This window comes from Chryseobacterium electrogenes, from assembly GCF_053553015.1.
Window position 1 is genome coordinate 3,053,986 of record NZ_JBNPPB010000002.1, and the last position, 23,209, is coordinate 3,077,194.

Genomic DNA, 23,209 nt, shown 5'->3' on the forward strand with positions numbered 1-23,209 from the left:
AAAAATCAATAAAAATGAAAATTGCATTATTCAGCGACATTCACGCCAATCTACCTGCCTTAGAAGCATTCTTTGAAGATGTAGAAAAAAGAAACCCCGACAGTATTTATTGCTTAGGCGATTTGGTAGGTTATAATATTTGGGCAAATGAAGTTGTAAACGAAATCCGTAAAAGGAAAATACCAACCATTGCAGGAAATTATGATTTTGGCATCGGGCGTATGAGCAACGATTGTGGATGTGCGTACAAAACAGACGGGGAAAAAGATAATGGGAAAATCTCTATTTCATTTACCAACTCTATTATGAAAGATGAAGAAAGAGCCTATTTGCGTACACTTCCTGCACATATCAAAGTAGAATTTCAATTGAATGAAGATAAGCTCAATTTATTATTAGTACACGGAAGTCCAAGAAAAATAAACGAATACTTATTTGAGGATAGGGAAGAAAAAAGTATGCTTAGGATAATGGAACAAGCTGATGCAGACGTTATGTGTTTTGGGCATACACACAAGCCATACCACCGTATTTTAAACTCCGGTATTGACGGACAAAATCATTTTAGACACGCCATAAATATAGGTTCAGTAGGTAAACCAAAAGACAGCGATGTAAGAGGTGGTTATGTAATGCTTACAATCAATGAAGATAGTTCAGTATTGGATAAAGACAGTATCAAAGTAGAATTTATACGCTTTGATTATGATATTGAAAAAGCAGCAAAAGCAATTGAAGAAAGCCCATTACCAAACGAATACGCAGAAAATTTAAGGAGAGGTTATTAATCTAAAAAATCAGAAAAATGGAATTTCCAAACGATTTAAAATATTCAAAAGAACATACGTGGATAAGCGTACAGGATAACATAGGTACAATAGGCATCACAGAATTTGCACAAAGTGAATTGGGCGAAATTGTGTATGCAGACTTATCGAATGTTGGATATAATTTTCAGCAGGATGAAGTATTCGGCTCTGTTGAAGCGGTTAAAACGGTCAGCGATTTATTTATGCCTGTATCGGGTAAAATCATTGAAACGAACGACATACTATTGAAAGTACCTACACTAATCAATGACAACCCTTATAAAGATGGTTGGTTGATAAAAATTGAAATCAAAGACCTTACAGAATTAGAAAACTTATTGACAGCAAACCAATATAAAGAACTTACAAATTAGCAACGCTATGCAACCAAAACTAAAATTTCTTGACCGTTACCTTACCTTATGGATATTCCTTGCAATGGCGGTAGGTATAGGATTGGGACATTTCTTTCCGGGTATCTCAAAAATTACAGATACCCTATCCGCAGGCACTACAAATATTCCGTTGGCAATAGGTTTAATACTGATGATGTACCCGCCATTGGCAAAAGTGGATTATTCATTATTGCCCCAAGCATTTAAGGATAAAAAAGTAATAGGGATATCATTATTGCTCAATTGGGTTATCGGTACAGTATTGATGTTCGGATTAGCGGTTTTGTTTTTACACAATGAACCCGATTATATGACAGGCTTGATACTGATAGGTTTGGCAAGATGTATCGCAATGGTAATCGTATGGAGCGACTTAGCTAAGGCAAGCAGGGAATATACAGCTATGTTAGTTGCATTAAACAGTATCTTTCAGATAATAAGTTACAATTTTTTAGTTTGGCTATTCATCAACGTGTTACCGAGTAAATTAGGATTGACAAATTTCAATGTAAGTGTATCAATGAAAGATGTTACAACAAGCGTATTGATATATTTAGGCATTCCATTCTTAGCAGGTTTTATAAGCCGTTATGCATTAGTAAAATCAAAAGGGATAGAATGGTATAACAGGAAATTTGTACCCAAAATATCGCCCATTACATTATATGCTTTACTGTTTACTATTGTTTTAATGTTCAGCTTGAAAGGCGATAAAATATTAGAGTTACCAATGGATGTAATAAAAGTAGCCATACCACTAATTATCTATTTTATACTAATGTTTTTCGTTAGTTTCTTTATCAATAAAGCCTTAAAAGTTCCTTACGACAAAAACGCATCCATCGCATTTACAGCCACAGGAAACAATTTTGAATTGGCTATAGCAGTAGCAATATCTATTTTCGGTATTCATTCCCCACAAGCATTTGTGGGAGTTATTGGTCCGTTGGTGGAAGTTCCCGTCTTGATACTATTGGTAAAGGTAAGTTTATGGTTAAAAGTGAGATATAGTGAAAAAAAATGAGTTAAATTTGAATAGTAAAAAAAATTAAAGAGATATGTCATTATCTGATAGAAAAGATCATTGGGAAAAAATATACAATACCAAACCCGTAGTGCATTATCACGCGAGATTTATTTTTAAGTTGTTTATATTTCTGCCGAAAAGAAATTTATTCAGATATTGAATAGTTGTAAGTGTAGCTATTTTAGCCAAAATTCTGGTTTTAAAACCTTGAAAAGTTTTGGCATAGTTCCTTCTAATCATAAATTGGTCACAAAGTTGGGAAAATAATGTTTCGATTCTTTTCCGATATTTTTTGAACTGATAAAACTGTGGTTTGTAGTCTTTTTGATTTTTCCTTTTAGGCGTTTCTAATTCTATATTTACCTCATTGAATAAGTCTAACTGGATGGTTTGGGATAAATAGCCTTTGTCCCCAAGCAACACACAGTCAGACATTTGGAGTTTTATATCTTGCAAGTAATGGATGTCGTGAACAGATGCAGGAGAAATGTCAAAACTCTGAAAAACCCCAGAAATCGAACAGACAGCGTGTAATTTATATCCATAAAAATGTATGTTCTGCGAAGCACAAAATCCTTTGTTGGGATAAGCGTAATCTACATCCTTGCAAATCCTGCTTCTGGAAGAACGAGATATTTTACATACTTCCAAAGGCATGCTGTCTACTACAAAGTAATTTTCAGATTCATTCAATTTATCCACCATTTTCATTCTTATTTCTTCGATAAAAGGGAATAGTTTTCGCTTCCTTCTGTTATAAACACTTCTTTCAATTTTTGGTTCAATTTCAAAACCTTTTATTTCTCTAAAAAGTTGATGTTCAGAATCAATGGACTTAAATTCAGCCAAAATAATCAAACCAATCAACTCTATATCAGATAGTTTTGGTTTTATAGGTTTAAAATAAAAATCTTCAGTTTCTGAAATGTCTCTTAAATTATTTAAAATTAAATTGTAACTTGCCTCAAGGTTGCTCATAATTGTATTTGATTGGTAGTCAATACAATATACTAATTTTTAGTCAATTGAGCAACCTACTTTATAATGCACTACGAGTAATACCAAAGCTTTAGAAGAAGTAAGCTGGTATCAGCCTACGCCCGAAACGTCATTAGCATTTATTAAGGAATTCAATGTATCAAAAACTGCCAAAATCATTGATATTGGCGGAGGAGATAGTTTTTTTGTTGATCACTTGCTTGACTTGGGTTATCAGGATATTACAGTTCTAGACATATCGGAAACAGCACTTACTAAAGCTAAGCAGCGACTTGGCGATAAGGCAAACCGTGTAAAATGGATAGTTGAAGATGCCGCTGCATTTAAGCCCACAGAACAATATGATTTTTGGCACGACAGGGCTGCTTTTCATTTTTTGACAGAGGATAATGAAATTGAAAGCTACATCGATACGGTTAAACAGAGCATTAAACCAACAGGGATTTTGGTAATTGGGAGCTTTTCAGAACAAGGTCCGATAAAATGTAGTGGTATTGAAATCAAACAGTATTCTGAAGGTTCAATGGAAAGTCGCTTTAAGGAACATTTTAATAAAATAGAATGCTTTACTGTAGACCACACAACACCTTTTAATACCAATCAGAACTTTGTGTTTTGCAGTTTTAGAAGAAAAAGATGAGTTGAAAAAAACATAGCAATAAAAAAATGAAACGACAAAACTTATCAAAGTTTTACCATTCATTTAATTTTGTAGACGTAGTAGACAGCTTGAAAGTATCATTGGTCAAAATAAAACAGATGAGAAATCTATATTTGATTGTCGTTTGTTAATAGTTGGGAAATTAAAAAAAAAGTTTATTAATAATAACTTCTTGTTTTTCAAGAATTTTTATTAATAAACTTTTTTGAATATTTAGTTAAACTTTAAAAAATATATTTATATTTGTAAAGTGAGATTACTTAAGATTCTTTTAATAATTTATTTCATGGTGCTTGCCGTAGTGCCTTGTAATGATGTCCATGCGCAGTCTCCAAATAATTCTAAAGATTCTTACAGTACTATCAGCAATTCTGACGATTCTCATTCTAAAGACAAAGGAGATATTTGTTCTCCATTATGTACTTGTAACTGTTGCCAGATAACAGTAGCATCTTCTAAAATAGAGCCTTTGATGCCTTTAAGACAAAAGGTAACCGAATATTTCTCAAAAAAAATTCATTTTCAGAAAAATGATTTCGCTTATCTGGTTTACGACCAGATCTGGCAACCCCCCAAGATTTAATTTTTATTGATTCAATGAAGGTCATTCGACTTTCATCAATTTGTCATAGGAAACATTGCAATATCATTGCATGGTATTCCTGTTCATCTTTGTAGTTCTTTCAGGTATCTTTTATAATGGTACTCGTAGAAGTTCAATAAAAATTATATTTAATGTTAGATAAAATCATAAGATTTAGCATCAAAAATAAGATCATTATAGGAATAATGACCTTGATGTTAGTCATTTGGGGAGCGTGGAGCGCTACCAAACTGCCAATCGATGCCGTACCTGACATCACTAATAATCAGGTACAGATTATAACTGTATGTCCTACACTTGCAGGACAGGAAGTGGAGCAACTCGTTACTTTTCCAATCGAGCAAAGTATTGCCAATGTCCCAAATATTGAAGAAACAAGAAGTATTTCAAGGTTTGGACTTTCGGTAATTACCGTTGTTTTCAAAGAAGATGTAGACGTTTATTTTGCCCGTCAGTTAATCAGCGAACAATTAAAAAGAGCTGCCGAAGAAATTCCGAAAGGTGTGGGAACACCTGAAATGGCTCCTGTAAGTACAGGTTTGGGCGAAGTATATCAATATATTCTTCACCCTAAAAAAGGCAGTGAGAAAAAATACAGCAGTAAGGAGTTAAGAACAATGCAGGACTGGATTGTCCGCAGACAGCTTAACGGAACTCCCGGAGTTGCAGAAATTAACAGCTTTGGAGGAGAGTTGAAACAGTATGAAGTTGCTGTAAATCCAAACCGTCTAAAAGCAATGGGAGTAAGTATTACAGATATATTTACTGCTCTAGAGAAAAACAATCAAAATACCGGAGGTGCTTATATTGATAAAAAGCCGAATGCTTATTTCATTCGTGGAATCGGAATTGTCACTTCAATTGAAGATGTTAAGAATATAGCTGTTAAAAATGAAACAGGAAGTGTTCCGATTTTCATTAAAGATGTAGCGAATGTTGGTTTAGGTCACGCAGTCCGTTACGGGGCTTTGACTTATAATGGAGAAGTAGATGCAGTGGGAGGTGTAATCATGATGCTGAAAGGAGCGAATAGTAATGAAGTCGTTCAAAGAGTTAAAGAAAAAATTCCTACCATTCAGAAATCGCTTCCGGCAGATGTTGTGATTGAGCCATTTTTGGACAGAACTGATCTGGTAGGAAGAGCAATCAGTACTGTAGAAAAAAACCTGATTGAAGGAGCATTGATCGTAATCTTTGTCTTGGTTATTTTCCTTGGAAATTTAAGAGCTGGTTTGATTGTAGCTTCAGCAATTCCCCTTTCATTGCTATTTGCTTTAGGAATGATGAATGTTTTTGGGGTAAGCGCCAACCTGATGAGTTTGGGAGCTATTGATTTTGGTTTGATTGTCGATGGGGCAGTGATTATTGTCGAAGCCACCCTTCATCATCTTGGAATGAGAAAAAGTATGAAGGTAATGACTCAAAATGAAATGGATGAAGAGGTTTTCCTTTCTGCGTCAAAGATCAGAAGTAGTGCTGCATTTGGAGAAATTATCATTCTAATCGTTTACATTCCGATTCTAACTTTAGTGGGTGTTGAAGGTAAAATGTTCACACCAATGGCTAAGACAGTAGGATTTGCAATTCTAGGAGCTTTGATTTTGTCACTGACTTATATTCCTATGATGAGCGCCTTAATCTTGTCAAAAAAGCCATCTCATAAAGAGACTTTCTCAGATAAGATGATGAACAGACTCCAAAAAATCTATCAGCCTCTTCTGGAAAAAGCGCTGAAAATTAAATATTGGCTTGTAGGAGTGACAGTTGCCATATTTGCCGTTGCAGTTCTGATTTTTGGTAGAATGGGAGGAGAATTTATTCCTCAATTACAGGAAGGAGATTTTGCTTTTCACTGTATTTTACCACAGGGAAGTTCTTTAAGTCAAAGTATAGAAACTTCAATGCAGGCTTCAAGAATTATCAAGCAATTCGATGAGGTAAAAATGGTTGTCGGAAAAACAGGAGCTGCAGAAGTCCCTACTGATCCTATGCCGCCGGAAGCCACGGATATGATTGTCGTACTAAAACCACAGGATGAATGGAAAACCAAGAAATCCTATGAACAATTAGCCGACGAAATTTCTGAAAAACTGGAAACCATTCCAGGAGTTTTCTTTGAAAAAAACCAGCCGATCCAAATGCGTTTTAATGAACTAATGACCGGTATCAGACAGGACGTTGCGGTGAAGATATTTGGTGAGAATTTAGATTCATTGGCAATTTATGCAGATAAAACAGCAAAAGTTATTCAATTGGTTCAGGGAGCAACTTCCCCACAAATAGAACGTGTTAGTGGGCTACCGCAGATTAATGTGGAATATGACAGAACAAGAATGGCCAATTATGGACTGAATATTCAGGAAGTCAACAGCGCTGTAAGTACTGCATTTGCAGGACAGGCAGCAGGGCAGGTTTTCGAAAATGAAAGAAGATTCGATCTTGTTGTCCGTTTAGACAGTCTGAACAGAACTAATATCGATGATGTAAATAACCTGATGATCTCCACCAATTCCGGAGTGCAGGTTCCTCTTTCACAGGTGGCAAATGTCAGTTATAAATTAGGTCCCGCACAAATCAGTCGTGAGGCAGGAAAAAGAAGAATTGTTATCGGTTTCAATGTCAAAGGCAGAGATGTTGAAAGCGTTGTGGAAGATATTCAGAAAAAGCTGGATCAACAGGTTAAACTTCCGTCGGGATATTATTTCACCTATGGTGGTCAGTTTGAAAATCTAAAAGCGGCAAGTGCGAGACTGATGATTGCCGTTCCTGTATCTTTATTATTGATTTTTATGCTTTTGTATTTCACGTTCCATTCATTTAAGCAAGCAGCACTTATTTTTACAGCAATTCCAATGAGTGCAATCGGTGGAGTATTCGCTTTACTGATGAGGGATATGCCTTTCAGTATAAGTGCAGGAATTGGATTTATTGCCTTGTTTGGAGTGGCAGTTTTGAATGGAATTGTTTTGATTGGAACTTTCAACCAACTTGAAAAAGATGGTGAAAACGATATTTTAAAACGGGTAGTGGAAGGAACGAAAACCCGATTGAGACCCGTTTTGATGACTGCAACTGTAGCTTCATTAGGATTTTTACCAATGGCAATTTCTACGGGAGCAGGTGCTGAGGTACAGAAACCTTTGGCAACAGTTGTTATCGGAGGTTTGGTCACAGCTACTTTCCTTACGTTGTTTGTATTACCTATGTTGTACATTATTTTTAACAAAAAAATCAATTTTAAGAAAATAGGCACTAAGACTGTTGCAACAGTTGTTTTTTTAGGCTTTTTATTCTTCGGTCAGACCTTCAAAGCACAACAAGGAAATCCTTTGACTGTGGAAAAGGCAATTCAAATGGCTTTGACAAATAACGATTTATTGAAATCAAAAGATTTTGATATAAAATCTACCGAAGCTTTAAAACCAACTGCAAAGGAACTTCCGAAAATGAATTTTGATGCACAATTAGGGCAATATAACTCCAGAAAGTTTGACCAATCATTTGCAATTTCTCAAACGATTCCATTTCCCAGCTTATTTAAAGCCAAAAAAGACCTTATTAACGAGCAGGTGAAAGGTAAACAAATAAGTAAAGAGGTGTCTGCAAATGAACTCGCTAAACAGGTTAGAACATATTATTATCAGATTGAGTACTTGCAGTACAATCAGACAAAACTTCAAAACCTGGACAGCTTATATACCGATTTTATTAGAATTGCAACAGTTAGGTTTAAAGCGGGAGATGTTAAAAAAATTGAAATTAATACCGCTGAAACGCAGAAAGGAGAAATTAATCTGTTACTCAAACAAAATTGGGTGTATTTGATTAATGCTTACAAAAACCTAAAGGCACTTTTAAATACTTCTGAGGATTTTACCATATTATATGATGAGAATTATCATCCTCTGAAAGCGGATTATGTTCTGGACAGTACTGTTGTTGCAAGACATCCTACGGTAAGGGCTTTTTATCAGGATATGGAGATTGCTGAGAAAAACAAAAAGGTTGAAAAGTCCCTAGGTTTACCGGATTTCACAATAGGTTATACAAATCAGTCACTGATTGGTTTTCAGACTGTAAATGGAATGGATCAATATTTTAACGGTGGAAACAGATTTCATTCTGCAACAATTGGAGTTTCTATTCCATTAACTTTTGGTGCAACCAAGGCGAGAATTCGTTCACTGGATTATCAAAAGCAAATGGCGGAGTCCAATGCGAAGTTTCAGCAAAAACAATTGGAAGCACAGCTTGAAAATGCTTTGAACCAATATCAGCAAAATATAAAACAGTATGATTACTATGTCAATCAGGCTATTCCAAATGCTGAGAAGATTACAAAAGCAGGGCAGTTGGGATATAAAACAGGGGAAATATCATATGTGGAATATCTTTTTGCTTTGCAGACTTCTACCAATATTCAGTTGAAATATCTGCAATCCATTCAGCAGGTCAATGAATCTGTCATTATCATTAATTCAATAATCAATCAATAAAATGAAATGCCTGTAATGCTATTAATTAATCAGTATTACAGGTACTTCATCTGACAAATAAATTTATAAAGATGAAAATCAAATATAGTATTGTATCTCTAGCTTTAATTTCACTTTTTGCCATTAGTTGCGGAAAGAATGATACAACAGAAGCAACAACAGAAAAACCCAAAACAGAGCAAGCTGAAGAAGGTGAGCACGAAGAAGGGCCGAAGACTATTGCAGAACTTACAGAAGAACAGATGAAATCCGTAGGAGTAGTATTGGGTCAGGTTGAAATGAAAGATCTTACTTCAACCATTAAAGCCAATGGATTATTGAGGGTACCCAATAATAAAAAAGCTACAGTGACCTCTTTGTATGGAGGTGTTATAAATACCATTAATTTTCAGATTGGTGATTATGTAAGAAAAGGGCAGGTATTGGCAAGCATTAGTAATCCTGAATATATTCAACTTCAGGAACAATATCTTACCATAAACAGCAGAATTTCCTTTGCCGAGCAGGAGTTTAGAAGACAGAAAGAACTATTTGATAATGATGCAGGTGCAAAAAAGAATCTTCAGAGTTCTGATGCCGAATTGAAGAGTCTGAGAACGCAAAGAGCGTCTTTACAAAGACAACTTCAGCTGATGGGAATAAGCCCAGGAAAGGTTAATAACGGAAATCTACGTTCAGGATTGGTGATTACAGCTCCTATAAGTGGTGTTATCAGTAATATTAATGCGCAGATAGGAAGTTATGTGGATGTTTCATCACCGGTTTTGGAAATGATAGATAACAGTTCAATTCACTTGGATCTTCAGGTATTTGAAAGAGACTTACCTAAAATGAAAGTAGGTCAGAAAGTACAGTTTAAATTAACCAATAATCCTGAAATATTTTATAATGCAACGGTTTACAGTATCGGTTCTTCTTTTGAAAATGAAAGCAAGACCATTTCTGTTCATGCCAATGTTACAGGAAATAAAGTGGGGTTGATCGACGGAATGAATATCACAGGTGTAATTAATCTTGAGAGTGCGACAACGCCTGCAGTTCCCGATGAGGCAATTGTAGAGGCTGACGGTAAGTTCTATGTATTTGTACAGACAGACAAAAAAGCTGAGGAGCATGAAGCTCTAGAGAAGGCAGATGATGATCATGGACATGGACATGATGAAGGAGAAGCTGAACACGGTCACAAAAATGAACAGGAAGCTGGAAATCACGCGAAAGAACAGGGGAAGAAAATGAATTTTGAAAAAGTTGAAGTGGCGAAAGGTTCATCAGAAATGGGCTATACCGCTATTACTCCTGTTACTGAAATTCCAAAAGATGCAAAGATTGTCGTTAAAGGAGCTTTCTTCGTGAATGCTAAACTATCGAACGCTGGAGATCATGGGCATTAATTAACAAAAAGAGTGAAATTAACCGGAAGGTGTTTCACTCTTATTTTAAATATTAATCATTATGGCTTTAAGACAAGAACTAGAAACACAAGGTAGCTGGCTGTTCAGATACAGGAGTTTTTTACCACTCATCGTTATTTTCATTGGTTTAGCAGTTTTTATTGAAACCAACTGGAACAGAAGTGCTTCCGAATGCAGTCCTTACTACGAAATAATCTGCCTTCTTATTAGTATGTTCGGATTGGGAATAAGAATTTATACGGTTGGATTTACGCCTAAAAATACATCAGGCAGAAATACAAAAGCGGGTCAGGTAGCTGATGAATTAAATACAACAGGTATTTACAGTATTGTCAGAAATCCACTGTACCTGGGAAATTTCTTTATGTGGCTTGGTTTAGCTCTGTTGACTGAAAGCATATGGTTTATAGTTTCATTCATCCTTTCCTATTGGATCTATTATGAAAGAATCGTATTTGCTGAGGAACAGTTCCTTGAAAGAAAATTTGGTAATGAGAGGGAAACATCTCATAAAGATGCCGGAATCAGGACTTTTGGTGCAATTACTCTGGCATCGTGTCTGTTTGTTGCAATTGCATCTCATCTAACAGATGATAAATCTGCTATAGCAAGAATGCTCGCTGCAATAGCTACAGGACTCGGTTTTATAGGTGCAGGTTTAAGTTTTAAGGATAAAAGCAACAGCCTTTTAGGCTTAACAACGTCATCAGCTTTGTAGGCAACGGCGGCAATTGGATCTGCAGTTGCTCTCAATATGTATGTACTGGCTATTTTTTCTACTGTTTTAATTTACTTTTTATTATCACTGAGTAAATTTAACTGGTATAAGAAAATGATTGAAAATAGCTTTTCAGAAAAACAAGGTGAGGATGACGGTAAAAATAATAAACTGGAATAATTAAAAAAGTTATTGAAATAAGTAAAAACCTCTAAACAATATATTATGGAACATAAGCACGAATATGATGCGCAGGGCAAACAGCTCTGTTGCTCACCCCAAGAAGAGAAGATTGATAAAAAAGCAAATAAATTGTTAAAAGAAGAAAAGCACAGCTCCGGTGACGGACATAACCATGATCACAGTGATGATGATGGCCATGATCACGGCTCCACCGATAAAACTGTTTTTCAAATGTTCTTACCATCTGCAATCTCCCTGATATTGCTTCTGGCAGGAATTGTATTTGACAATTATATTAAGATGGAATGGTTTTCCGGATGGGTAAGAACGGTATGGTACATTGCTGCTTATGCTCCAGTTGGTCTGCCGGTTATCAAAGAAGCTGCGGAAAGTATTATAAAAGGTGACGTATTTTCAGAGTTTTTTTTAATGAGTATTGCTACTATTGGTGCATTCATTATTTCTGAATATCCCGAAGGAGTAGCCGTCATGTTATTTTATGCTGTTGGGGAGACTTTTCAGACTTTGGCTGTTACAAGAGCGAAAAGTAATATTAAAGCTTTGCTCGATCAGCGTCCTGATGAGGTAACAATCTTAGAGAATAACAACCCTAAAACAATTAAAGCGGCTCAGGCGATCATTGGAGAAATTATTCAGTTAAAACCTGGAGAAAAACTGGCTTTAGATGGTGAACTGCTTAGTGACTCTGCTTCTTTTAATACGGCTGCTCTCACAGGCGAAAGTAAGCCTGATACTAAAACGAAGGGGGAAATTGTACTGGCAGGAATGATCAATCTAACGACGGTATCACAAGTAAAAATTACGACAGCTTATGAAGACAGTAAACTGAGTAAAATTTTAGAGCTTGTGCAAAATGCAACTTCACAAAAAGCACCAACAGAGCTTTTCATTCGAAAATTTGCACGCGTTTATACGCCAATAGTTGTCGTTCTGGCAATTTTAATATGCCTAATACCATACTTCATCGTTGATGATTATGTATTCAGAGATTGGTTGTATCGTGCGCTGGTATTTTTAGTGATCTCATGTCCTTGTGCATTGGTAATTTCGATTCCTTTAGGATATTTCGGGGGGATTGGTGCTGCAAGCAGAAACGGCATTTTATTTAAAGGAAGTAATTTTCTCGATAAAATTGCTGAGATACAAAACGTTGTAATGGACAAAACCGGAACAATGACTGAAGGTGTTTTTAAAGTTCAGGAAGTTAAAATTGAACCAGGTTTTGACCAGGATGAAATTCTTAAACTTGTAAATACGCTGGAGAGTAAGTCAACGCATCCTGTCGCAACCGCTATTCATGAGTATGTTGGAGAAATTGATAATTCTATCAATCTTGATAATACTGAAGAAATTGCAGGTCACGGTCTTAAAGCGACTGTGAACGGAAAAGATTTGCTGGTGGGTAATTTTAAGCTAATGGATAAATTCAATATTAAATATGATATTGACCCTTCCACAATTATTTATACTATCATCGCAATAGCATATGAAGGAAAATTTGCTGGCCTTATTACTATTGCAGACAGTATAAAAGAAGATGCAGGGATTACAATCAAAAAACTTCATAATCTTAATGTTAAGGTGACTATGCTCAGTGGGGATAAAAGTAGTGTGGTTAAATATGTTGCGGACGAGATAGGAATTGATAATGCTTTTGGTGATTTACTTCCAGAAGACAAAGTCAATAAAGTTAAAGAGATTAAAGCAAGAAAAGAGAGCGTCGCATTTGTTGGTGACGGGGTAAATGATGCACCAGTGGTTGCATTGAGTGACGTAGGAATTGCTATGGGTGGATTAGGAAGTGATGCGACTATTGAAACAGCCGATGTCGTAATTCAGGATGATAAACCTTCAAAAATTCCCATGGCAATCAATATCGGTAAAAAAACAAAAAAGATTGTTTGGCAGAATATCATCCTAGCATTTGTAGTGAAAGCAATTGTGCTTATTCTTGGAGCTGGTGGTTTAGCAACCATGTGGGAAGCTGTTTTTGCTGATGTAGGAGTTTCACTTATTGCTATTCTGAATGCCGTAAGAATTCAGAAAATGAAATTTGAATAATTACTTTTCAGATTTTTTTAAACATTGCAATTCAATAAATAAAATGAAGTTTTTAAAGCAACCTCCAATATCTAACTAATCTTTAAATCAATATAATTCTATTGTTTTTATTCCGGTTTTATATCGGAACATCAATAACTATGTTCGAAAATAACCACTGAATTAAATCAAAATGCATATTCCCATGACAAATTTTTTCAAAAAATATATGCTCATAATATTGATGCAGATTTGTTGTTTAGCCTCAGCACAAGACAGTCTGAAGTTAAATACTCTAGATTACTATGATTCTTTAGAAGTATCTGATCTGAAACATCATCAATTAAGTTACAAGAAATTAATTATCCCGGCAAGCTTGATTACAGTCGGTGCCATCAGTTTTGTTGTTCCTGAGATGAAAGAAATAGATCGTGATGTTAGGGGAGAAGTGAATGAACATAATTTGTCCAATTCAAAGCTGGATAATTATACACAGTACGTCCCTGCTGCAATGGTGTATGCCTTGAATATAGCAGGAATGAAGGGTAAACATAATTTTAAAGAAAGAACAATTATTTTTGCAACCAGCCAGGCTTTGACAGCGGCTATTGTACTTCCAAGTAAGAAATTAATCGGAGAAGAACGACCTGATAAATCCAATAATATGTCGTTTCCTTCGGGACATGCTGCTGTTGCCTTTTCGACTGCCCACTTTTTATTCCGTGAATATAAGGACACCAATTACTGGCTTGGAATATCGGGATATTCATTTGCGGTTTTTACAAGTGTATACCGGGTAATTAATAACAAACATTGGGTAACTGATGTATTTGCAGGCGCTGGAGTTGGGATATTGTCAACAGAAATAGCTTATTGGTTATATCCCAAAATCAATTCTTTGTTTAACATCAGCAAGGGTAAGTCTGCTTCTATGATTTCGCCATTTTATCAAAAATTTGATAAAACGAATATAATGGGGCTAAACTATCAATTGTCCTTTTAAAAGTAATGTAATGAGTTTTAAAAGGACATTAAAAAGAAAAGCAATACGTAATAGTAAACATAGGGTTTCATCCAAGGATATCTTTTATCTAATCTGTTGTGCCCTTTTTTTTCTTTTGCTAATAATACATCAGACTTATAAATTTAGTATTAAGTATACAAAAATTCATCCCAGACCATCTAACCATCAAACACACTCTAAATAATTAAAATACAATGTATCATTTTCTGAATAAAAATTAAGTATTCTCCAAACAATATTCTCCAAACAATATTTTCCAAACAAAAATTCATTCAAACAACTTTTATAAACCTTTTATTTTTTAACATTAGCATGAAAAAATTATTACTAAATCTTTTGACGGGCTTTGTATTTTGTACAATCTCTGCACAAGCACCAACGAATTATTATGACGGAACAGCAGGTCTTTCTGGAGCAACCCTAAAATCAAAACTTAAAACAATAATTACCAATGGGCACCAAGACAAAGGGTATGCAGGATTATTAAATGCATTTCAAACTACAGACCGAGATTATTTTTATGAAAACGACGGAACTGTAATGGATATGTATTCAGAAAATCCACTTGGATCAGATCCATACAACTATAACCACGGTTCTAACCAGTGTGGTAATTACAGCAGTGAAGGCGATTGTTATAATAGGGAGCATGTAGTACCACAAAGCTTATTTAACCAAAACTTACCAATGAGATCAGATGTCCATTTTGTGACACCAACTGATGGCAAGGTAAACGGAATGCGATCAAATTACCCATTTGGAAAAGTAGGAACGGTTTCCTTTACTTCATTAAATGGTTCAAAATTAGGAAGTTCGGCTTCCGCGGGCTACGCAGGTACTGTTTTTGAACCAATAGATGAATTTAAGGGAGATATTGCAAGAATGATTTTATATTTTGTAACAAGATATGAAACACAACTTTCTGGTTTCAGCAGTGGAAACATTTTAGGCTCTTCGGCATTTCCAGGTCTTCAAACTTGGGAACTCAAACAATTACTTGCGTGGAATGATGGAGATCCAGTCTCAGCTTTTGAAATAGCACGAAATAATGCAGCTTTCACATATCAGGGAAATAGGAATCCATATATAGACCGCCCTGAATTTGTTGCGCTGATTTGGGGAGCTTTTATGGCTGTAGATGATGTTTCAATATCTAAAAATCTAACCATTGTGCCAAATCCAGTTAGAGGAAATGTTTTAAGAGTAACTGGCGAAAAAGATTTGAAAAAATTTAAAATTGCATTAATTATTAATTCTGCTGGACAAAATGTTCAAACAATTGAAAAACCATTCGAGAATGGGAATACAGTTAATTTGAAAAGTCTACCAAAAGGAGTTTATTTTCTTAAATTAGATAATAGCAATACAAAATTTATTATAGAAGATTAAAAAAGCAAAAGGAAGTGACCTAAAAGTCAGATACACCTTCTGAGAATCAAATATTCATATACTCCTCCTGTATTGGGGTAAGAATAGAACCAGCAAAAATTGAGGCTGTCCAAACTTTTCGGACAGCCTCTTTGCTTTTTTAATCTAGTAATTAATTGTATGCCTCGCCAAAAAAAGTTTGGACAGAATTATACCTTCGTTTCTTACACTATAAAAATCTTCCATTAGATTACTCTGAGTAGAACACTTTTAAAATTTTTGGAATATGACTATGTGTTAAATAAGATAAAAGTTCAAAAACCGAAATCCAGATTAAATATTACAATAAAATTAGATTAATATAAACAAATTGTTAGATTAGTCTAACAATTTGTTTATATTTGAAAAAAAAATAATCGTGAGTAAAAGATATTTATCTGTTGTTGTACTTTGCTATCTTGTTTTTATTATCGTGCAGGCTTGTGATAACCTCCATCCGGAAGCAATAGACGAAGGCGAATTATTAGACGGTCCGATTGAGGGTTTGTCCTACGCTGAAAACCAGCAATTTTTGAAAGGAGATATTGCTTTTAATGATGAAATTTTCACAGTTGAAAAAGGGCTTGGGCCTACATTTGTAGCAACAAGTTGCGGCAGTTGCCATGCCGGTGACGGAAAGGGCACGCCTTTTTCTACGCTGACTCGTTTTGGTCAGGTTGACGAAACGGGTAATTTATTTTTACATTTAGGTGGTCCCCAATTACAGAATAGAGCGATACCGGGTTATACTCCGGAGACAATTCCTTTCGGAGCGACATTTTCCAAATTTACTCCGCCTGCAAATACAGGATTGGGTTTTATTGAATTGGTGTCCGATACAGATATCTTGGCAATGGCTGATCCTTTTGATGCAGATAATGATGGGATTTCAGGAGTTCCAAATTACATAGTGCTTCCAGCATATCAAGCGCCATTTCCTTTTGCGATCCCAAAAGGAGGGAAGTATATCGGACGATTTGGTAAAAAAGCATCCACATACAGTTTACATCAACAGACTGTTAATGCCTATAATCAAGATATGGGCATTGCTTCAACATTTAATCCTCAAGATGTTTATTCAGGAATGAACATTGACCCAGAGGTCTCTGACAAAACCATTGCAGATGTCGTATTTTATCTGCGTACATTAAAAACGCCGATTCAACGAGATCCAGAAAACAATAGTGTTAAGCAGGGGCAGGCTCTATTTACCCAAATAAGTTGCATTAAATGCCATGTCTCGGAATTAAAAACTTCATCATCTTCAATTTCAGCATTATCAAATAAAAAGTTTTACCCATACACAGATCTATTGCTTCATGATATGGGCAATGCTTTGGATGATGGATATACAGAAGGATCTGCAAAGACCTATGAATGGCGTACTCCTGCATTGTGGGGACTGGGTTTATCACCAAAATCACAAGGGGGGCAATATTTCCTAATGCATGATGGTAGAGCAAAAAGTATAGAGGAAGCTATACAACTGCATGGTGGAGAAGCTACAAATAGCAAAAATAAATACATGCAGTTATTATCTCAGGAGAAAGAAGCTATTATTAAATTTTTAAAATCATTATAAAAGTGGATAGACTTGAATTTATAAAAAAATGTGGTTTTGCCTGTTTGGGGATTACAGCACTTCCTATCGTTCTTTCAGGGTGTATAAGCAATAAAATAGTTGCTGGAACAATTGAAGAAGATTACATTATATTGCCTTTGGTAGATTTTGTGGAAGCAAAATATCCAGATAAAAAACGTTCTTATGTCATCATTCAAAATGATATCCTGAAATATCCTATCTGCGTATTTCGTTTTTCAGAAACCCAATACGAGGCATTATGGATGCAATGTAGCCATCAGGGAAGCCAATTGCAAGTGTTTGGAGACAAGCTCCAATGTCCTGCACACGGTAGCGAATTTACCAATAAAGGGCATGTACAAAACGGTCCTGCTGATAGGGCACTAAGAAAATTTCCGGTGTACATAGAATCCGATTTTTTGAAAATTTCTTTAAAGAAACCCGTATGAAAAAAATCCTCTACCTTACTGTATTTTTAATATTTCAAACAACCATAGCACAGGTCGATACTGAGCTATTAAAAAGAATTCCTATAGACAGCGCCCAATCTTTAAATATGGATGCTGTCTACACACGCCCTTTCTTAGGCCTAGGAAAAGTACCTGTCTCTATCGGAGGCTATGCAGAACTCAACTGGCAGCACATCAGTACCGACGGCGTATCAGAAGGACATCAATTTCAATTACGAAGAATGACACTTTTCGTATCTTCTTCAATTTCGTCCAAAATAAAATTTCTTAGTGAAATAGAATTGGAAGAAGGTGGTAAAGAGATTAATATTGAATTTGCTGCCATTGATGTGGAGCTTAATCCCCTGCTTAATTTGCGAGGAGGAATTATCATGAATCCAATTGGGGCTTTCAACCAAAATCATGATGGTCCGAAATGGGAATTTACTGATCGTCCTATATCAGCAACACAAATGTTGCCTGCAACATTTAGCAACGCCGGCTTTGGGTTATATGGAAAAATGTATAAAGCAGATTGGATGATTGGCTATGAAGCCTATCTTTCCGGAAATTTTGATAATTCAATTATTGATAATAGTCAGAACAAAACTTATTTGCCCGCTGCCAAAAGTAATCCCGAACGTTTTGAAGGAATCAATAGCGGCATCCCTCTTTTAACCGCCAAAATTGCTACAAGACATAAAAAAGCAGGAGAGATTGGAGTTTCTTATATGGGAGGTATTTACAATAAATTTCAGGATGATGGTCTCCAGATCGATGATAAGAGAAGAGTAAGAGTATTTGCATTGGATTATAATAATACACTTCCAAATTTGGGAACTTTTATTACTGCGGAATGGGCATGGGTAAAAGTAGATGTTCCTGAAACTTATACACAGCAATATGGGGATAGACAATATGGAGGATTTCTTGATATTGTGCAACCCATAGTTAAAAGAAAAATTCTAGGTTGGGAAAAAGCCGTTGTTAATGTTGCATGCCGTTTTGAATATATAGACTGGAATGTAGGCCACTTTAGAGAAAATAACAACAAAATTGGAGATGACCTATGGAGTGTAATGCCTGCAATTAGTTTAAGACCAAATGCACAGACTGTTTTTAGAATTAATTACAGATTTCAGAAACAAAGAGATGTTTTTGCAAATCCTTCATCAACTACGACAGGCTTCAGTTTTGGAATTTCTACCTATTTTTAATTTTTACTAAGAAATTGAAATATATATAGCTAAGCTGTTGAAAATATATTTTTATTTGTAAATTTGTTGTGTTGACAAATTTAAGAATATATACGAGTGTGATAACACTATTTTGTTTGGGTTTCTTTTTGATACCTATTCAAAGCTATGCCTGTTCCAAAAAATCAACAAGCACTGAAAAAAAGTCCTGCTCAGAAGAAAAATCTGATAAATTGCACGACAAAGACAGTTGCAAGCACAAGTCAGATAAAAAATGTAACGATGGTAACGACTGCGATGGCAATTGTAAACACAGCTCTTGCAGATGCAGTACTTCTTCATCTTTTGTCAGCTTATTAATACCAATTGATTTAAATATAACAGACCCTTTTGCTGAAAACAAAAAGCAAAAATTCGGGTTTGAACAAGCCTACTATTCTTTAGGCTACTCATCCATTTGGCAACCGCCTAAAATAAGCTAAAACGGAGGCTTTACAGCCAAAGTTATGTCTTGTCGAAAACCAAATCCGGTTTTCGCACCCCTTTTGTATTTCTAATTAAATTAAAAATTTTCAAAATGAAATCATTATCAAAAATAGTGATGGTAATTACCGTATTACTATCATCAATAAACAGTTTCGCACAAATCAAGAATGCGAAAACAGAAACCGTAAAAATTTACGGCAATTGCGGTATGTGTAAAGCCACTATCGAAAAAGCAGGCAACTTGAACAAGATAGCCAGTGTAGAATGGAATAAAGACACTAAAATGGCTACACTCACTTATGATAGCGGTAAGACCAATCAGGACGAAATATTGAAACGTATCGCTTTGGCAGGCTATGACAGCGAGAAGTTTTTAGCTCCAGATGATGTGTATGCCAAACTTTCAGGATGTTGTCAATACAGCAGGGAATTAAAGCCGGTCGCAAAATCTAATGACGCAGGTATGGATATGAAAAATCAACACGCAAATCACAACGAAATGGCAACAACAAAAACTACCGATGCCCAAAATTTACCACAATTGAAAACTGTTTTTGACAATTATTTTTCAGTGAAAGATGCTTTGGTAAAAACTGATGCAGGCACTTCATCCACAAAAGCTGCCGATTTAGTGAAAGCCATCAAAGCGGTAGAAATGGCAAAACTTTCTACCAAGGAGCATAGCGTTTGGATGAAAGTGATGAAAGACTTGACTGCAAATGCCGAAAAGATTGCTGCTTCAAAAAATGTTGCCCAACAAAGGGAAACATTCGTTTTGCTTTCTAATAATATGTATGAGTTGGCTAAGGTATCAAAGCAGGAGATTCCTGTATATTATCAGCATTGCCCAATGTATAATAACGGGAAAGGAGCAAATTGGCTGAGCAAGGAAGAAGCTGTTAAAAATCCATATTACGGTTCTCAAATGCTAACCTGTGGTAAGGTAGTAGAAATGATAAATTAAAAACAAAGGGTAGTTGAAAACTACCTTTTTAGTAATTATAAAATTGAAATTTCTAAAATGGTTATTCAAAAAAATATTTATAAAAAACTGTTGCCAATAGTAATATTACTATTGGCAACTCAAATAATTTACGCCCAAAAAGTAGTGCGATACGAGCTGTATGTAAAAGATACGCTTGTAAACTACGCAGGAAAAGAAAAAAGGGCTATTGCCGTAAACGGTCAGATACCAATGCCAACGCTCACATTTACTGAGGGCGACACTGCCGAGATTGTGGTGCATAACCAATTAAAAGAAAGTACATCACTGCATTGGCACGGCGTGTTTTTGCCCAACAAAGAAGATGGTGTGCCTTGGCTTACACAAAAGCCTATTGAACCAGGAACAACATATACCTATCGTTTTCCGATTATCCAACACGGTACACATTGGTATCATTCCCATTCAGGTTTGCAGGAGCAGATTGGAATGTATGGCAGTTTTGTAATGAAAAAGCGTGATAGCGATAAAACCTTTAGAAAAGGAATTGATGATTTGCCAACCGTACCCATCATTTTAAGCGAATGGACAAACCTTAATCCCGATAATATCAACCGGATGTTGCACAACGCCAACGATTGGTCGGCTATAAAAAAAGGTGCTACACAGTCTTACGCAGAAGCCATTAAAGACGGTCATTTCAAAACAAAAATCAACAACGAATGGAAACGGATGTTGGCAATGGACGTAAGCGATGTATATTATGACAAAATATTAATCAACGGAAATCATACTACCGATTTAAAAACTGTTGATGGAAAAACCCTAAAAGCAGGAGATAAAGTAAGATTAAGAATTTCCAACGGTGGAGCTTCATCCTATTTTTGGTTAAGATATGCAGGAGGTAAAATTACAGTAGTAGCCAATGATGGTAACGATGTAGAGCCTGTAGAAGTTGATAGGTTAATCATTGCGGTTTCCGAAACTTACGATATTGTAGTAACCATTCCTGAAGATGGTGTTGCTTACGAATTTTTAGCCACTACCGAAGACAGAACACAATCAGCAAGTTATTTTGTGGGCAATGGCATCAAACAATTAATATCACCACTTCCCAGATTGAAATATTTTGAAGGGATGAAGATGATGAATGATATGATGAAGATGAATGGAGATTTGGACGATATGGGTATGAAAATGAGCCTGAACCAAATGGATATGAATGTGGTAATGTATCCCGAAATTACTGGAGAGGCTAAACCTAAAAAAGACCATAGCGGGCACAATATGAATATGGATAATGACCCCAACCGTTACAATGCAAATGCTTTGGGAGAAATCAAAACGCTGAATTATGCAATGTTGCAATCGCCCTACAATACCACACTTCCCAAAGACGCACCCGTAAAGGAATTAAAATTTACGCTTACCGGAAATATGAACCGATATGTATGGAGTATGGATAATAAAATACTTTCTGAAACCGATAAAATACCCGTAAAAAAAGGAGAAATTTTACGCATCACCATTTACAATAATTCAATGATGCGCCATCCAATGCACCTGCACGGTTTCGATTTTAGGGTAATTAATGGGAAAGGCGAAAAATCACCACTCAAAAATGTTTTGGATATAATGCCAATGGAAACAGACACCATCGAATTTTTAGCAAATGAAGAGGGAGATTGGTTTTTCCACTGTCATATACTTTACCATATGATGTCGGGGATGAACAGGGTCTTTGCTGTGGATGATTATCAAAATCCATACTTACCCAACAAAAAGCAGGCATACAATAAATTGCAGAGGGAGAGCAATATGCCGCACTTTATGGCACAGAACGATTTTGCAACCAATGGTAACGATGGAGAAGCAATGCTTCAGAATGCACGGTGGAGTTTAGGAACAGAATGGCGCTTAGGGTACAACGATATGCACGGTTATGAGGTGGAAACCCATTTGGGAAGATACATTGGTAAAATGCAATGGTTTATGCCATTCATCGGTTTTGATTGGCGTTACCGAAAAATGGGTATGGATGAGCACGAAACAAATTTATTTGGACAGAAAAATGAAAAAGATACACGCAGAGCTTTTAGTCTAGGTTTTATGTACACTTTGCCAATGTTGGTTAATTTTCAGGCAGAAGTATATCACGATGGCATTGTACGTCTGTCATTAATGCGTGAAGATATTCCTATCTCTAAGAGATTAAGAGCGGGCTTTATGGTAAATACTGATATGGAATATATGGCAGAACTTAGATATATCATTACCAAAAACATTGGTATCCGTACACATTATGATAGTGATATGGGTTTTGGTGTAGGAATGGCATTTACATACTAAATAGCAGTTGGAAAAATGAACTATTAAAATGTTTATAATAACAGAACCTTAATTATACTAATTCAAACAATGCATAGTTATTTTCAGAACAAATAACAGTTTTAAAAAAACTTCTAATCTGTGTGCATTGTTTGATTTAAAAAAACATCAATGTTTCGGAACTAAATGAATTGATTTCATAGTTAAATATTGCAAAATTAGAAACAGAATTATCGAGATTGATAGCTGAAGACTGTTTCTTAGTTTGAGTAAAAGAGATTTAGGTTGTATATAAGTAAATTAAGTATAGATATAAAAACAAAATATGTATTAGCGTTTTGATATCATTACTTTGTGATGTTTTTTATCTAGAGCTCTGAAAAATTGATAGTCTTTTAAGACAAGATCGTTTTTTTATACAAACATCTA

The 23,209-nt window shown here is 35.5% G+C and carries 18 protein-coding genes; 17 read left to right on the forward strand and 1 reads right to left on the reverse strand.

Annotation, left to right across the window (positions count from 1 at the left end; genetic code table 11):
* The first annotated feature begins 14 nt into the window (after positions 1-14).
* Genes ACQQ6V_RS14080 through arsB form a run of 3 tightly spaced genes read left to right on the forward strand, consistent with a single transcriptional unit; the run spans position 15 to position 2,228 of the window.
* Positions 15-788 carry a metallophosphoesterase family protein gene (locus tag ACQQ6V_RS14080; RefSeq protein ID WP_448846128.1) on the forward strand — a complete coding sequence of 258 codons (774 nt, stop codon included), beginning with the start codon at positions 15-17 and terminating at the stop codon, positions 786-788.
* Between the two features lie 17 nt (positions 789-805).
* Entirely contained in the window at positions 806-1,183 is a 378-nt protein-coding gene (gcvH, locus tag ACQQ6V_RS14085; RefSeq protein ID WP_076553852.1) for a glycine cleavage system protein GcvH, read from the forward strand.
* 7 nt (positions 1,184-1,190) lie between these two features.
* Entirely contained in the window at positions 1,191-2,228 is a 1,038-nt protein-coding gene (gene arsB, locus ACQQ6V_RS14090; RefSeq protein WP_448846129.1) for an ACR3 family arsenite efflux transporter, read from the forward strand.
* A 99-nt stretch (positions 2,229-2,327) separates the two neighbouring features.
* On the opposite strand, the gene ACQQ6V_RS14095 is transcribed toward arsB, so the two are convergent.
* On the reverse strand, positions 2,328-3,209 hold the full coding sequence (locus ACQQ6V_RS14095) for an IS982 family transposase (RefSeq protein ID WP_448846130.1): 882 nt from the start codon (positions 3,207-3,209) through the stop codon (positions 2,328-2,330).
* A gap of 142 nt (positions 3,210-3,351) precedes the next feature.
* Between ACQQ6V_RS14095 and ACQQ6V_RS14100 the strand changes: the two genes are divergently transcribed.
* From ACQQ6V_RS14100 to ACQQ6V_RS14165, 14 genes are all read left to right on the forward strand, one after another.
* Positions 3,352-3,870, forward strand: a complete 519-nt coding sequence (locus ACQQ6V_RS14100) for a class I SAM-dependent methyltransferase (RefSeq protein ID WP_448846219.1) — start codon at positions 3,352-3,354, stop codon at positions 3,868-3,870.
* Between the two features lie 271 nt (positions 3,871-4,141).
* The gene (locus tag ACQQ6V_RS14105; RefSeq protein ID WP_448846131.1) at positions 4,142-4,474 is read left to right on the forward strand and encodes a DUF6660 family protein; all 333 of its coding nucleotides are present in this window, start codon (positions 4,142-4,144) and stop codon (positions 4,472-4,474) included.
* A gap of 152 nt (positions 4,475-4,626) precedes the next feature.
* Positions 4,627-8,991: a CusA/CzcA family heavy metal efflux RND transporter gene (locus ACQQ6V_RS14110; protein WP_448846132.1), complete on the forward strand. Its 4,365-nt coding sequence runs from the start codon at positions 4,627-4,629 to the stop codon at positions 8,989-8,991.
* Positions 8,992-9,062: 71 nt separating this feature from the next.
* The gene (locus tag ACQQ6V_RS14115) at positions 9,063-10,382 is read left to right on the forward strand and encodes an efflux RND transporter periplasmic adaptor subunit (protein WP_448846133.1); all 1,320 of its coding nucleotides are present in this window, start codon (positions 9,063-9,065) and stop codon (positions 10,380-10,382) included.
* 61 nt (positions 10,383-10,443) lie between these two features.
* A complete protein-coding gene (locus ACQQ6V_RS14120; RefSeq protein ID WP_448846134.1) occupies positions 10,444-11,121 on the forward strand; it encodes a methyltransferase in 678 nt (225 codons plus the stop codon).
* A 225-nt stretch (positions 11,122-11,346) separates the two neighbouring features.
* Positions 11,347-13,386, forward strand: a complete 2,040-nt coding sequence (locus ACQQ6V_RS14125) for a heavy metal translocating P-type ATPase (protein ID WP_448846135.1) — start codon at positions 11,347-11,349, stop codon at positions 13,384-13,386.
* Between the two features lie 184 nt (positions 13,387-13,570).
* Positions 13,571-14,368, forward strand: a complete 798-nt coding sequence (locus ACQQ6V_RS14130; protein ID WP_245795797.1) for a phosphatase PAP2 family protein — start codon at positions 13,571-13,573, stop codon at positions 14,366-14,368.
* 333 nt (positions 14,369-14,701) lie between these two features.
* On the forward strand, positions 14,702-15,778 hold the full coding sequence (locus tag ACQQ6V_RS14135) for an endonuclease (RefSeq protein WP_072996599.1): 1,077 nt from the start codon (positions 14,702-14,704) through the stop codon (positions 15,776-15,778).
* A gap of 397 nt (positions 15,779-16,175) precedes the next feature.
* Complete coding sequence (locus ACQQ6V_RS14140) at positions 16,176-17,378, forward strand: di-heme oxidoredictase family protein (protein WP_187477694.1); 1,203 nt, start codon at positions 16,176-16,178, stop codon at positions 17,376-17,378.
* A gap of 2 nt (positions 17,379-17,380) precedes the next feature.
* On the forward strand, positions 17,381-17,827 hold the full coding sequence (locus tag ACQQ6V_RS14145) for a QcrA and Rieske domain-containing protein (protein ID WP_448846136.1): 447 nt from the start codon (positions 17,381-17,383) through the stop codon (positions 17,825-17,827).
* Positions 17,824-19,044, forward strand: coding sequence for a hypothetical protein (locus ACQQ6V_RS14150; protein ID WP_072996596.1), 1,221 nt, complete (start codon positions 17,824-17,826; stop codon positions 19,042-19,044). Before ACQQ6V_RS14145 ends, ACQQ6V_RS14150 begins: the two co-directional genes overlap by 4 nt.
* A gap of 147 nt (positions 19,045-19,191) precedes the next feature.
* Entirely contained in the window at positions 19,192-19,383 is a 192-nt protein-coding gene (locus ACQQ6V_RS14155; RefSeq protein WP_072996595.1) for a hypothetical protein, read from the forward strand.
* Between the two features lie 217 nt (positions 19,384-19,600).
* Positions 19,601-20,473 carry a DUF3347 domain-containing protein gene (locus ACQQ6V_RS14160; protein ID WP_072996594.1) on the forward strand — a complete coding sequence of 291 codons (873 nt, stop codon included), beginning with the start codon at positions 19,601-19,603 and terminating at the stop codon, positions 20,471-20,473.
* 57 nt (positions 20,474-20,530) lie between these two features.
* Positions 20,531-22,801 carry a multicopper oxidase family protein gene (locus ACQQ6V_RS14165; protein WP_448846137.1) on the forward strand — a complete coding sequence of 757 codons (2,271 nt, stop codon included), beginning with the start codon at positions 20,531-20,533 and terminating at the stop codon, positions 22,799-22,801.
* Positions 22,802-23,209: the final 408 nt, after the last annotated feature.